Here is a 13,159-nt window from a genome sequence, read left to right on the forward strand (position 1 = left end):
ATCAGGCGCTGACCTCTTCGGGCCAGTAGAGACGCATGGGGTTGTCGATCAGCAGCTTGCGTTGCAGTTCGGCGGTGGGTGCGATGCGCGGGATCATGTCGACCAGATGGCCGTCATCGGGAATGGCGTCCTGCATATTAGGATGCGGCCAGTCAGTGCCCCATAACACCCGGTCCTGATAGTCGGCCACCAGCGGCGCGATCGCATCGGCAAAGCTGTTCCACGGATCGCCATTGGGGTCCAGTCGGTCGGGGCAGGTCGCCTTGAACCAGATGTCGTCCCGGCTGTCGAGGAAGGCGCGAAAGGCCTTCATGTCTACGCCGTCCGGTCCATGGGTCACATCGGGGCGGCCCATATGGTCGATCACCAGCGGCACGGGGATGGCGTCCATGAAGGGCCGCAATTCTGCGAGAATATCCGCCTCGAAATAAATGACGACATGCCAGCCCGCGGGCAGGCGCTGGGCCACTTCAAGGAATTTGTCCTTGGGGGCGTCATCGACCAGACGTTTCAGGAAATTGAAGCGGATGCCACGCATCCCGCCATCGTGCAGGGCGGCGAGATCGGCGTCGGAGATGGCGGGATCGACCACGGCGACGCCGCGTGCCTTGCCATTGGATTTGGCGATGGCATCCAGTGTCGCGGCATTGTCCGTGCCGTGGCAGCTCGCCTGGACGATGACGTTGCGGGCAAAACCCAGATGGTCGCGCAGGGCGAACAGCCTGTCCGGCCCGGCATCTTCCGGCAGATATTTCGCCTTCGCGCTGAAGGGGAAGTCGGCCATGGGTCCGAACACATGGCAATGGGCATCGATCGCGCCCGGCGGCGGGGTGTAGAGCGGCTTGGACGGGTTGCCGTGCCAGCTTATGATGCGCCCGGTTTCCTTGACACTCATGCGAAAATCTCTCCATCCATCAGCTTGCGGGCGGTGCGCAGCATGGCGGCGCTGGTGACAGTGCCGCTGTCGTCCAGTTCCATGACGCAGGTGGTTTCCCCGGTCGGATGTTCGACCGACAGCGTTTTGCGGTTGCCGTCGGGGATGCTGGCGACCTCGGCCGCTGGCGACCCGTCGATGAGGCAGGCGGTGGCGACGCTGACCGCGCCCAGCACACCGATGGAGGCATGGGCGCGGTGCGGGATGAAGCTGCGCACGGTGACGGCACCGCCGTCGCGGGGCGGGGCGACCAGCATCATCTTCGGGACGGACTTTTCGCGGACATCGCCAAGGTTCATCCGTTCGCCCACGGCGAGGCGGATGGCCTCAATCCGGGCTTTCAGCGCGCTGTCTTTGTCCAGCGTGTCGCGGTCCTCATAGCCGGTGACGCCGACATCGCTGGCCTTCATCACGACGCAGGGCATCCCATTGTCGATCAGGGTAACCGGCACACCTTCCACCATATCGAAAGCATTGCCGGTGGGGAGCAGCGCGCCGCAGGACGAACCGGCGGTGTCGCGAAATTCCAGCGGGATCGGCGCAGCGCTGCCGGGGACGCCGTCAATCTTCGCGTCGCCGTCATAGCGGACGATGCCGCCGGGGGTCTGGACCGTGGCAATGGCGATCTGGCCGGTATTTTCCATGAAGATGGCAACGCGGGTTTCGTCCTGCTGCGCGGAAACGAGGCCTCGCTCGATGGCGAAGGGACCGATCCCGGCAAGGATATTGCCGCAATTCTGCGCGTCGCTGACGATCGCCTGATCCACGAACACTTGAAGGAAGAGGTAATCGATATCGACGCCGTCGCGTTGCGACCTCCTGACAACTGCGACCTTGCTGGTCAGCGGGTCGGCGCCGCCCATGCCGTCGATCTGGCGTGGGTCGGGCGACCCCATGGCGCGCAGCAGGAAGGTGTCGCGGGCGGCAGTGTCGGCGGGCAGGTCGTCCGTGAGGAAGTAGCCGCCCTTCGACGTGCCGCCGCGCATCCACATGACGCGGGCGCGGTCAAACATATTTGAGGCCCATCTCTTCGAGGCGCGGGCGCATACTGTAGATGTCGAGGCCGAGTTCACCGGCGGCGAGGCGGACACGCTTGGCTTCTTCGGCGGCTTCGCGGGCCTGGGCCCTTTCCAACACCGACACGGCGTCGGCGCGGGGGACGATGCAGACGCCGTCATCGTCGGCGATGACGACGTCGCCTGCGTTGACCAGCGCATTGGCGCAGACGATGGGGACGTTGACCGATCCCAGCGTGCCCTTGATCGTACCCTGGGCGTGGACCGCCTTTGACCAGACCGGGAAGTTCATCTGCTTCAAGTCGCGCAGATCGCGGACGCCCGCGTCGATGATGAGGCCGCGGCAGCCACGGGCCTGGGCGGAGGTGGCGAGGAGGTCGCCGAAATAGCCGTCGGTGCAGGGACTGGTGGGAGCGAGGACAAGGATGTCGCCCTCTTTCAATTGTTCGATCGCGACATGGACCATCCAGTTGTCGCCCGGAGGCGCGGAGATGGTGACGGCGCTGCCAGCGATGCGGGCACCGGGATAGATGGGGCGCATATGGGGGGCGAGGAGGCCGGTGCGGCCCTGGGCTTCGTGGACGGTGGCGACGCCGCATTGGGCGAGGCCGTCAATGACGGAAAGGTCCGCCCGTTCGATATTCTGGACGACGATGCCGGACATGGGCGCTGCTCCTCTTAACCTAAACCCGACAGTGACATGGACATATGTAACGCAATGCTCAAATCGGTTATGGCGCGGACACATAAAATTTTGCTAATTGTCAAAAATGGAAGCTGACCAGTTCAATATCCGGCACTTGGCCGCGCTGGTCGCGGTGGTCGATCAGGGGAGTGTCAGCCTGGCGGCGCGGGCGGTGAATTTGACCCAGCCGGCGGTGACGCAGGGGATCGCCAAGCTGGAGGCGCAACTGGGCGCGGCGCTGTTCGAGCGGCGACCGGGCGGGATGATGCCGACCGATGTAGCATTGCGCTTCAAGCCGCGGGTCGAGGTCGCTTTGCGGCTGATTGGCAGCAGCCGGGTGACGGCAGCGCAAATCCGCGCCTTTGTCGCACTGGCGCGAGCGGGCAGCTATGCCGCGGCGGCGGCGCTGGTCGGGGTGGCGGAGCCGTCGCTGCACCGGGCGGTGGGCGATCTGGGGCTGGCGCTGGGCGTGCGGTTGGCCGAGCGGCGGGGCAGGGGGTTGATGCTGACGCGCGCGGGCGTGGCGCTGGCGCGGCGGTTGCGGCTGGCGCTGGCGGAACTGCGACAGGGGCTGGAGGAGATTGCCGAACTGCGGGGCCAGGAGAGCGGGCGGATATTGGTAGGCGCTATGCCGCTCAGCCGGGCGCGGCTGCTGCCGCTGGCAATAACCCGATTTCGCCGCGACTTTCCGCAGGTCGACATATCCGTGGTGGAAGGATCGCACGCCGAACTTGTGGGGCCGCTGCGCGATGGCGAGATCGACACGATGGTCGGCGCGTTGCGCGATGCGACGATCGGGCAGGATCTGGTCCAGTTGCCCCTGTTCGAGGACCGGCCGACCATTTTTGCGCGGTCGGGCCATCCGCTGGAGCGGGGCTGGGATGGCGATGATCTGCGGCGGTTTCCGTGGATATTGCCGCCCGAAGGGACGCCGCTGCGCCAATTGTGGCGGGCGATGTTTGCGGCGCTGGAGGGCAACTTGCCTGCGGTGCCGATCGAGTGCGGATCGGTGATGACGGTGCGGCAATTGCTGGTGAGCGGCGACTATCTGACCTTGTTGTCGGTCGATCAGTTACGGGTCGAACTGGACAGCGGGATGCTGGCGGATATCGGCCCGGCTCCGGGTGATATCAGTCGCACCATTGGCCTCACCAGGCGGGCCGATTGGCGACCGACGCGGTTGCAGCAACAATTCATGGTAGCGATCGAGCTGGCCGTTGCAGAGATGAATTCGTAAAATCTTATATTCAGACCCCGGATATGATTGGCGACTACGGATTCAATCCGGCATCCCATTCGCATGGAGCAGGAAGTCGGTCTCATCGGGTTTGGCGAAGCGGGGTCCACCTTTGCATTAGCAGGGGACTGGGCAGCGGCCGCCCATGTCTATGATGTCAAGACGGAATGCGCGACCACGCGCGATGCGATGCTGGCCGCCTATGCGCAGGCGGGCGTGCTGCCCGCGCGCTTCATGGAAGATGCGCTGGACGGCGTGGATTTGATCCTGTCGCTGGTGACGGCGGATCAGGCGCTTGTCGTGGCAGAGGCGGCGGCAGCGTTGATCGCGCCCGGCGCGATCTTCTGCGACATGAACAGTGTCGCGCCGCAGACCAAGCAGGCCGCGGCGCAGGCGATCGAGGCGGCAGGCGCGCACTATGTCGATGTCGCTGTCATGGCCCCGGTCGATCCGGCGCGGCTGAACGTGCCGTTGCTGTTGAGCGGTGAAAAGGCTGGGGTTGCAGAAGCGCGGTTGCAGGCATTGGGCTTTGCCAAGACGCGCGTTGTTGGCGCGGATGTCGGGCGGGCGTCGTCGATCAAGATGATCCGGTCGGTCATGGTCAAGGGGATAGAGGCGCTGACCGCCGAATGTGTGCTGGCGGCGGATGCGGCTGACGTGCTGGACGAGGTGCTGGCGTCGCTCGATGCGAGCGAGAAGGCCAGGCCATGGGCCGAGCGGGCGGACTATAATCTCGACCGGATGCTGGTGCATGGCCTGCGCCGCGCCGCCGAGATGGAGGAAGTGGTCAAGACGCTGGAGGGGCTGGGCACGGGCGCGGCGATGACGCGCGGCACGGTCGAGCGGCAGCGGGCGATTGGTGCGCTGGGGGTGAAGGTGGTGCCGGAGGGGTTGGGGGCGAAGATTGGGGTGGTTTGCGATTCTTCACTTCGTCATCCCCGCGAAGGCGGGGATCCATCTCCGGCCTTGGCGCTCGCTGAAGCGTTGGGAGATGGGTTCCCGCCTTCGCGGGAATGACGGGGTTTGCGGGGAAAGTTTTTGGGCGGCTCGCTGCAAGGCGGTTGGGGCGAGATGGATCCCCGCCTTCGCGGGGATGACGGAAAGTTTGTGGAGATAAGCGCGGATGAGCCTGATTGTTGATTGCCATGGCCATTATACGGTGTTGCCCAAGGGGCATGACGCCTGGCGCGAGGCGCAGAAGGCGGCGTTCAAGGCAGGGACGCCGTGCCCGCCCTATCCTGAGATCAGCGACGCTGAAATTCGCGAGACGATCGAAGCGAACCAGCTGCGGCTGATCAAGGAGCGCGGCGCGGACCTGACGATCTTTTCGCCGCGCGCATCGGCGATGGCGCCGCATGTCGGCGATGAGGCGATGGCCAAGGAATGGGCGATCCGCTGCAACGACCTGATCGCGCGGGTCGTGGCGATGTTCCCCGAAACCTTCGTTGGCGTGTGCATGTTGCCCCAGTCGCCCAAGGCCGACATGCGCAACAGCATTGCCGAGCTGGAGCGGTGCGTCACGGAGCTGGGCTTTATCGGCTGCAATCTCAATCCCGATCCGGGCGGCGGGCATTTCACTCATCCGCCGCTGACCGATCGCTACTGGTATCCCTTTTACGAGAAGATGGTCGAGCTGGACGTCCCGGCGATGATCCATGTGTCGGGCAGCTGCAACCCGGCGATGCACGCGACCGGCGGCTATTATATCGCGGCGGACACGATTGCGTTCATGCAGTTGCTGGAAGGTGATCTGTTCAAGGATTTCCCGACGTTGCGCTTCATCATCCCGCATGGTGGCGGTGCGGTGCCCTATCATTGGGGGCGCTATCGCGGGCTGGCCGACATGCTGAAGAAGCCCGACCTGTCGACCCATTTGATGAACAACATCTATTTCGACACGTGCGTCTATCACCAGCCGGGCATCGACCTGCTGGCCGATGTGATCGACAACAAGAATATATTGTTCGGGTCGGAAATGGTCGGCGCGGTGCGCGGGATCGATCCGACGACTGGTCATTATTTCGATGACACCAAACGCTATGTCGATGCGCTGGACATTAGTGATGCCGAGCGGGCTGCCATTTTCGAGGGCAATGCCCGTCGCGTCTTTCCCCGGCTGGATGCGCAATTGAAGGAGAGGGGACTATGATAACAGAAGATCCCAGGCATCAGGATATTCACGAATATCTGGCCGAGATGGAGGATATTCCCGGCACCCGCGTGTTTACCGCCAAGCGGGCGCGGCAGGGCTATCATATGAACCAGTTTGCGATGAGCCTGATGAAGGATGAAAATCGCGCAAGGTTCAAGGCCGACGAGCGCGCCTATATGGACGAATGGCCGCTGACCGAGGACCAGAAGCTGGCGCTGCTGGCGCGCGATTATAATCGCTGTCTGGATCTGGGCGGCAATGTCTATTTCCTGGCGAAGCTGTTTTCGACCGACGGCCTTCCCTTCGCCGAAGCGGTCAGCACGATGACCGATATGGAATTTCCCGAATATCGCGCGATGATGATGGCTGGCGGTCGATCGCCCGAAGGTATGCGGTCGATCAGGGCCAATGAAGCGGCCGCTGCGGCCAAGAAAGAGGATCGCTGATATGGCGCGGATAACTGCTGGCGTGGCGTCGAGCCATGTGCCGCTGCTGGGCGTGGCGTCGGATTTCAACAAGGATCGCGACGATTATTTCGGGCCGATCTTTGCCGGTTATGACTGGACGCGGGAATGGGAGAAGGCGGAAAAGCCCGATGTCATCATCCTGGTCTATAACGACCATGCGTCCGCCTTTGACATGAAGATCATCCCGACCTTCGCGATCGGTTGTGGCGAGCGCTACAAATCGGCGGACGAGGGCTGGGGACCGCGTGCGGTGCCGGACGTGGAGGGGCATCCTGATCTGGCCTGGCATATCGCCCAGAGCCTGGTGCTGGACGAATTCGACATGACCATCATCAACGAGATGGACGTCGACCATGGCCTGACCGTGCCGCTTTCCATGATGTTCGGCAAGCCCGACGCCTGGCCATGCAAGGTCGTGCCGCTGGCGGTCAATGTCGTCACCTATCCGCCGCCGTCGGGCAATCGCTGCTGGGCGCTGGGCGAGGCTGTGCGCAAGGCGGTCGAAAGCTTCCCTGAGGATCTGAACGTTCAGGTGTGGGGCACGGGCGGCATGAGCCACCAGTTGCAGGGGCCGCGCGCGGGGCTGATCAACAAGGAATGGGACAATATGTTCCTGGACGGTCTGGTCGGTGACAGCGACCATCTGCGCCGGATTCCGCATATCGAATATCTGCGCGAAACCGGCAGCGAAGGCATTGAAATGGTGATGTGGCTGGTGATGCGCGGCGCGCTGGGCAAGAAAACCCGCGCGCTGCACCGCCATTATCACGTGCCCTGCTCCAACACTGCGATCGGCCATATGGTCCTGCGCCCCGACAATGGCGAAGGGCTGGACATGACCGGGAGTGACACGGTGACGGCTATCGCGGCGGAGTAAACCCCCTTCAAGATGGGTGCAGGCTCGCTTCGCTCGCACCCACCCCTTCCCCCTCCCTTAAAAGGGAGGGGCTTATTATGGAGTAGTTTTCCATGCGTATTGCCCTGGCTGGTGCGGGCGCCTTTGGCGAAAAGCATCTGGATGGCCTGAAGAATATCGATGGTGTTAGCGTGACGTCGCTGGTTGGGCGGCGGCTGGACGCGACGCAGGCGATTGCCCACAAATATGGCATTGGCCATGCGACCACTGACCTTGCGGACACGCTGGCGCGCGACGATGTCGATGCGGTGATCCTGTGTACGCCGACGCAAATGCACGCGGCGCAGGCCATCGCCTGCATGGATGCGGGCAAGCACTGCCAAGTCGAAATTCCGCTGGCCGACAGCTGGGCGGATGCGCAGGCGGTGCTGGCCAAGCAGCAGGAAACCGGCCTCACCTGCATGGTCGGGCATACGCGGCGGTTCAACCCCAGCCATCAATATGTCCATAATCTGATCACGGCGGGTGATCTGAACATTCAACAGATGGACGTTCAGACCTATTTCTTCCGCCGCAAGAATATCAATGCCAAGGGTGAGGCGCGGTCCTGGACTGACCATCTGCTGTGGCATCATGCGGCGCATACGGTTGACCTGTTCGCCTATCAGGCGGGCAAGATCGTTTCGGCGCACGCGATGCAGGGACCGATCCACCCGGAACTGGGCATTGCGATGGACATGTCGATCCAGCTGAAGAGCGAGAGCGGGGCGATCTGCACCCTGTCGCTGTCGTTCAACAATGACGGGCCGCTCGGCACATTCTTCCGCTATATCGGCGACACCGGCACCTATATCGCGCGCTACGACGATCTGGTGAATGGCAAGGAAGAGCCGATCGACGTGAGCAAGGTCGCCGTGTCGATGAACGGCATCGAATTGCAGGACCGCGAATTTATCAGCGCGATCCGCGAAGGCCGCGAACCCAATTCGAGCGTCGCCAAAGTGTTCGATTGCTATCGCGTGCTGGGCGAGCTGGAGCAGCAGTTGGCCTAGTCTGGTTCCCTTCGGGGTTGCACGGAAGGGCGCGGCGGAAACATCCGCTGCGCCCTTTTTGCGTCAGGCTGTGACGAAGGGGTGCGCCAGCCGCAGATCGTCGAGCAGGGTTTCGAGCCGGGCGACGTCGGCAAAGGCACCGGTCGGCGTCACCGACCAGTTGCAATGGGGATGGGTGGCGCGGCTGTAGAGGCGGATCGGGCCGATCAGCTTGCGCCAATGATGTTTGCTCTTGCCATGGTCGCGCAGCAATTTCGCCACGAGCAGATCGGTCAGCTTATCCACGGTCATGGTTCACGCATAGGGCAGGGGGCGTGGTGGTTCAACCGTCTCTGGCGGCGCGCCAGGTGCGGGGCGGCTGGCCGATATGGCGGGCGAAGAAGCGCGAGAAATAGGCCGGGTCCTCAAAACCGATGGCATAGGCAATCTCTGCCACCGACATTTGCGAATAGAGCAGCAGGCGGCGCGCCTCCAGCAGGGCACGGTCGTCGAGCATCTGGGCGGGGGATGTGCCCGCGACACGGGCGCAGGCCTGACGCAGGGCGGTGAGGCTGACGCCCAATGCGCGGGCATGGTCCGACACTGGCTCACGCCGGCGAAAGCGCTGCTCGATCCGTTCGCGCAGCCGGGCGACGAGCGCGGCTTGACGCGGCGTGCCTGGCTGCGCCTGTCGCGCCAGGGGTGCGTGGCGCAGCGCCAATACCATGAGGTGCAGCAGGGCGGATTCGACCGCGGCGCGCTGGCCGGGGCCGGACCAGCCAAGCTCCTGCGCCATGCGCGCGATCGCGGCTTCGGCGGCATCGCCCTCCGCCTGTGGCAGCATCACCGCATGGGGATAGGCAAAGAGCGGGGCGAGATCGGCGTCGCGGGCGACCAGATGGCGCAGATAGGCGGCGGCAATGGTGGCGACATGGCCGCTGGACTCACGGTGCCAGGTGAAGCCGTGGATGATGCCGGCCGGGACCAGCAGCAGGCAGGGTGCGTCGAACCGGAATTCGCTCGCTTCCGCCTGCATCGCGCCACCGCCCTGCGCGATGAGGATGATATGGTTGAGGTCGCGATGGACATGGCGGTTGATCGTCCATTCGCTGGGGCGGGATCGGTCGTCCAGGCTTTCGACATGGACGAACCCCTCCGCCACGCTGCGCTGCGGTTCGCCATAGAGGTAGAAGCTGGGGACCGGAGCGGTTGCCATGGGCGGTGTCAGCTGGTGCGGGCGCGCAGCGGGATCAGCAGCGCCGCACCGACCAGCGATCCGAGCGCCATGGCGAAGGCGACCCAGGGCAGGCTGACGTTAAGGCTGAACAGGAAACCCGCAAGGATCGGTCCCAGCGCCGCGCCGCCGCGGCCCACGCCGATGACGATCCCGGTCCCCCCGGCACGCACGGCGGTGGGGAAGGACTGGGCGACCAGCGCATAAAGGCCAACGACCGCGCCATTGGTGCAGAAACCGGCCATCGCCGCGATCAGGCTGAGACCCGCCAGCGTGGTCTGGCCCTGCCCGAACAATGTTACCATGACGGTCGATGCGACCATGGCGACGATAACGAGCGGTCGGATCGCGATCCGCCAGCTCAGCGCGCTCAGCAGCAGTGCGCCCAGCAGGCCGCCGACATTGGCCCATACAAGCACGCCGCCAGCGGTCGAGGGGGCATGGCCCATGTCCACCACGATCTTTGGCACCCATTTCAGGATGAAATAAAAGGTCATGATGTGGCAGAAATAGCCAAGCGTCAACAGGATGGTGGTGCGGGCGAGGCCGGGGGCGAACAGGGCGGCGAAGGAGGGTTTGAGCGCTTTGCTGTCAACCGGCGGCAGGGTGTCGATCGGGGGCTGGCCGAGGCGACCTAGCGCATGATTGACCCGCACCAGCGCGTTGTCGGGCCGCTTTTGCAGCAGGAAGCCGATCGATTCAGGCAGCAGGAACCAGATGAAGGGCAGGAACAGGGCGGTGGCGATGCCGCCCAGCAGGAAGATGTCGCGCCAGTCGCCCGCGACCAGCAGTTGGGAAGCGACCGACCCGCCCAGGATCGCGCCCGCCGGATAGCCCGCCGCCATGATCGCAACAGCCAGACTGCGGGTGCGGGCATTGGCCAGTTCGGCGACCATCGCATTGGTGCAGGCCAGCATCCCGCCAATGCCAAGGCCGGTGACGAGCCGAATGACCGAGAGCGAGACGACGTCCCAAGCCTGCGTCGCCGCGCCCATGCCTGTCGCCATGACGATGAGGCAGAAGATTATGGTCGGGCGGCGGCCGATCCGGTCGGCGACATTGCCGAGCAGGACGGAGCCGACTGCCATGCCGATCAATTCCATTGAGAGGACGAGGCCCAGCGCAGCGCGCTCCACGCCCCATTCCTTGGCGATGCCGGGCGATGCGAAGCTGATCGCCAGTACATCGAACCCGTCCAGCGCATTGAGCAGGACGCACAATATGATCGCGATGATCTGAAGCCGCCCCATGGGCGCTTCATCCAGTCGCTGCCGGATGTCCGCTGCCGGTCCCGTCATCCTCAATCCTTTTATTTTCAGCCGACCGCGAAAATATCGAGCCGCACATGATCTCTATAGCGCGCAGCGGTGCAGAGAAAGACCGTGCGGCCAAGCCAGGCGTGCGGGCCATCGCTCGCCACCTCGAAACGCGGGGTAGTGCGGAAATAATAGTGGGCGGGATCGACCACTTCGCCTGCCGCGATCCGCGCCAGCACCGGTGCAGGGCCGTGGCGATAGCCCGGATTGACGATCGAGAGGATGGCGCCGTCGCTGGCCTCTATCGAATAGCGGGCGAGAATGTCCGCAGTCCCATCCGGGCGGATGGACTGCCAGTCCGCGCCGCCGGGCAGGATCTTGCCGGTCAGGCGCGGGCCGTCCACGCTGCCGCCGGTAATGGGAATGACCCGCTTGCGCACCCCATCGACGGTGCCCAGTTCCTGCGGCACGCCGATCAGCACCCGCAGCCGCATGGCAAGGGTGAGCGGCGGGGTCGCCAGTGCGTCGGACGCGGCGGCCATGGCGGGCGCGGCGGCACCGGCCAGGGCGAGGCCCGGCATCGCCTTGAGCAGGCTGCGGCGGGGCAGGGTGTCGGTCATGTCTCTCCTCTCGCATCCATGTCGGATCGTCCATTATTGGTTCTGGCACCATTTCATGCGGTAATCCGCTATGCCGATCAAGTTTGCGCTATATTCGTACGACAAGACTGCTGAATCATCCAACTATATGGTTGCTCCGCCCCTGTAATGGCGACGGGCAAAAGGCCATGATCGGCGCAAATCTGGTTCGGCAGGAGAGGCGTATCATGAAAACCCAGGTTGCGATTATCGGCGCAGGGCCAGCCGGGCTGTTGCTTGGCCATTTGTTGCGGGCCGAAGGGATCGACACCGTCATCGTCGAGCGCGCCGCGCCTGACTATGTGCTGGGCCGCATCAGGGCGGGCGTGCTGGAGCGGACGACGACCGATCTGATGGACCAGCTGGGGCTGGGCGCGCGGATGCATGCCGAAGGCCTGCCGCATGACGGCTTTCATCTGGCTGATGGCGAGCGGTTGATCCGCATCGATGTCGCCGCGCTGACTGGCAAGCAGGTGATGGTCTATGGCCAGACCGAAATAACGCGCGACCTGATGGAGGCGGCGCCTGAACGTGGTCTGGAGATTATCTATGATGCGGGCGACGTCGCGTTGCATGATGTAGATAGCGATGCGCCCTATCTGACCTATAGCAAGGACGGCACGACCCACCGGATCGATGCCCAATTCCTGTGCGGTTGCGATGGTTTCCATGGCCCCTCGCGCAAGGCGATCCCGGCTTCTGTGGCAACCGCCTATGAGAAAGTCTATCCGTTCGGCTGGCTGGGCATATTGGCCGACGTGCCGCCCTGCAATCACGAACTGATCTACGCCAATCACGAACGTGGTTTCGCGCTGGCGTCGATGCGGTCGGAAACGCGCAGCCGCTATTATGTGCAGGTGGCGCTGGACGAGAAGGTCGAGGACTGGTCCGACGACCGGCTGTGGGACGAACTGGCGATCCGGCTGGGGCCGGAAGCGGCCGCGCATATGGTGCGCGGCCCGGCTTTGGAAAAGTCGATTGCGCCGCTGCGTTCCTTTGTGTTCGAGCCGATGCGGCACGGGCGGCTGATGCTGGCTGGCGACAGCGCGCATATCGTGCCGCCGACCGGGGCGAAGGGGCTGAACCTGGCCGCGTCGGACGTCCATTATCTGTCGCAGGCACTGATTGGCTATTTCCGGCGCAGGGATGCCGACGGGGTGGCGGGCTATTCCGCCAAGGCGCTGGCGCGCGTGTGGAAGGCCGAGCGCTTTTCCTGGCAGTTGACCCGGTTGATGCACCGCTTCCCAGACAGCGATGCGTTCGACCGGCGGATGCAGGTCGCTGACCTGGACTATATCGCCTCGTCCGTGGCGGCGCAGACGACGATCGCGGAAAATTACGTGGGCTTGCCGCTGTAGGCACCGATTGATTCGCAGTTTCGGTCACGATCAGGCGGTGGAAACGGCGCAGGCGGGGTGAAAAGCCACCTGCGCCATGTGTTGTTTCAGTGCGTGCAAAGCCCGATGATTGAGGGGTTTTGGCGTCATTTTAATGAACATTCTCAACAAAAAATCGTTCTGGGGCCATTTTCCCTGTTGACCGAATCTGTGGTGTTACCTAGAGGGCTGTTCACCGGACGGGGCGCTGCCAGCAGGTAGCGCTTTGAATGGTCGCCAACAGATGTGGATGAGCAGTCCTCCGAAACGCAAGGAT

The 13,159-nt window shown here is 63.8% G+C and carries 14 protein-coding genes; 7 read left to right on the forward strand and 7 right to left on the reverse strand.

Going from position 1 to position 13,159, the window contains the following annotated elements:
• Nucleotide 1: 1 nt before the first annotated feature.
• The 3 genes from D0Z70_RS12245 to ligK are packed head-to-tail and all read right to left on the reverse strand — an operon-like array spanning nt 2 to nt 2,614.
• Nucleotides 2–895 (reverse strand): amidohydrolase family protein, encoded by an 894-nt coding sequence (locus tag D0Z70_RS12245; protein ID WP_119746757.1) that lies wholly within the window; start codon nt 893–895, stop codon nt 2–4.
• Complete coding sequence (locus D0Z70_RS12250) at nt 892–1,947, reverse strand: 4-oxalomesaconate tautomerase (RefSeq protein ID WP_119746759.1); 1,056 nt, start codon at nt 1,945–1,947, stop codon at nt 892–894. The genes D0Z70_RS12245 and D0Z70_RS12250 overlap by 4 nt, the downstream gene beginning before the upstream one ends.
• A complete protein-coding gene (gene ligK / locus D0Z70_RS12255; RefSeq protein WP_119746761.1) occupies nt 1,940–2,614 on the reverse strand; it encodes a 4-carboxy-4-hydroxy-2-oxoadipate aldolase/oxaloacetate decarboxylase in 675 nt (224 codons plus the stop codon). Before ligK ends, D0Z70_RS12250 begins: the two co-directional genes overlap by 8 nt.
• A 106-nt stretch (nt 2,615–2,720) precedes the next feature.
• Here ligK and D0Z70_RS12260 point away from each other — a divergent pair, with 106 nt between their 5' ends.
• The 6 genes from D0Z70_RS12260 to D0Z70_RS12285 all read left to right on the forward strand — a co-directional run bounded on the left by D0Z70_RS12260 (nt 2,721) and on the right by D0Z70_RS12285 (nt 8,399).
• Nucleotides 2,721–3,872, forward strand: coding sequence for a LysR family transcriptional regulator (locus D0Z70_RS12260; protein ID WP_119746763.1), 1,152 nt, complete (start codon nt 2,721–2,723; stop codon nt 3,870–3,872).
• 63 nt (nt 3,873–3,935) lie between these two features.
• Nucleotides 3,936–4,889 carry an NAD(P)-dependent oxidoreductase gene (locus D0Z70_RS12265; RefSeq protein ID WP_239018902.1) on the forward strand — a complete coding sequence of 318 codons (954 nt, stop codon included), beginning with the start codon at nt 3,936–3,938 and terminating at the stop codon, nt 4,887–4,889.
• A 106-nt stretch (nt 4,890–4,995) separates the two neighbouring features.
• Nucleotides 4,996–6,021: an amidohydrolase family protein gene (locus tag D0Z70_RS12270; protein WP_119746765.1), complete on the forward strand. Its 1,026-nt coding sequence runs from the start codon at nt 4,996–4,998 to the stop codon at nt 6,019–6,021.
• Nucleotides 6,018–6,470, forward strand: a complete 453-nt coding sequence (gene ligA, locus D0Z70_RS12275) for a protocatechuate 4,5-dioxygenase subunit alpha (protein ID WP_119746767.1) — start codon at nt 6,018–6,020, stop codon at nt 6,468–6,470. Before D0Z70_RS12270 ends, ligA begins: the two co-directional genes overlap by 4 nt.
• Nucleotide 6,471: 1 nt before the next feature.
• Complete coding sequence (locus tag D0Z70_RS12280) at nt 6,472–7,368, forward strand: class III extradiol dioxygenase subunit beta (RefSeq protein WP_119746769.1); 897 nt, start codon at nt 6,472–6,474, stop codon at nt 7,366–7,368.
• A gap of 92 nt (nt 7,369–7,460) precedes the next feature.
• Nucleotides 7,461–8,399: a Gfo/Idh/MocA family oxidoreductase gene (locus tag D0Z70_RS12285; RefSeq protein WP_119746771.1), complete on the forward strand. Its 939-nt coding sequence runs from the start codon at nt 7,461–7,463 to the stop codon at nt 8,397–8,399.
• Between the two features lie 63 nt (nt 8,400–8,462).
• Here D0Z70_RS12285 and D0Z70_RS12290 read toward each other — a convergent pair whose 3' ends face one another.
• From D0Z70_RS12290 to D0Z70_RS12305, 4 genes are read right to left on the reverse strand one after another with little or no spacing between them, the layout of a single operon-like run.
• Complete coding sequence (locus D0Z70_RS12290; RefSeq protein ID WP_119746773.1) at nt 8,463–8,690, reverse strand: hypothetical protein; 228 nt, start codon at nt 8,688–8,690, stop codon at nt 8,463–8,465.
• A 31-nt stretch (nt 8,691–8,721) separates the two neighbouring features.
• Entirely contained in the window at nt 8,722–9,594 is an 873-nt protein-coding gene (locus D0Z70_RS12295) for a helix-turn-helix domain-containing protein (protein WP_119746775.1), read from the reverse strand.
• Between the two features lie 8 nt (nt 9,595–9,602).
• On the reverse strand, nt 9,603–10,910 hold the full coding sequence (locus tag D0Z70_RS12300; RefSeq protein WP_119746777.1) for an MFS transporter: 1,308 nt from the start codon (nt 10,908–10,910) through the stop codon (nt 9,603–9,605).
• A 17-nt stretch (nt 10,911–10,927) separates the two neighbouring features.
• A complete protein-coding gene (locus D0Z70_RS12305; RefSeq protein WP_119746779.1) occupies nt 10,928–11,488 on the reverse strand; it encodes a DUF3237 domain-containing protein in 561 nt (186 codons plus the stop codon).
• Nucleotides 11,489–11,694: 206 nt separating this feature from the next.
• Here D0Z70_RS12305 and pobA point away from each other — a divergent pair, with 206 nt between their 5' ends.
• Nucleotides 11,695–12,864: a 4-hydroxybenzoate 3-monooxygenase gene (gene pobA / locus D0Z70_RS12310; RefSeq protein ID WP_182913943.1), complete on the forward strand. Its 1,170-nt coding sequence runs from the start codon at nt 11,695–11,697 to the stop codon at nt 12,862–12,864.
• Nucleotides 12,865–13,159: the final 295 nt, after the last annotated feature.

The organism is Sphingobium terrigena, assembly GCF_003591655.1.
GTDB classification, from domain to species: domain Bacteria; phylum Pseudomonadota; class Alphaproteobacteria; order Sphingomonadales; family Sphingomonadaceae; genus Sphingobium; species Sphingobium terrigena.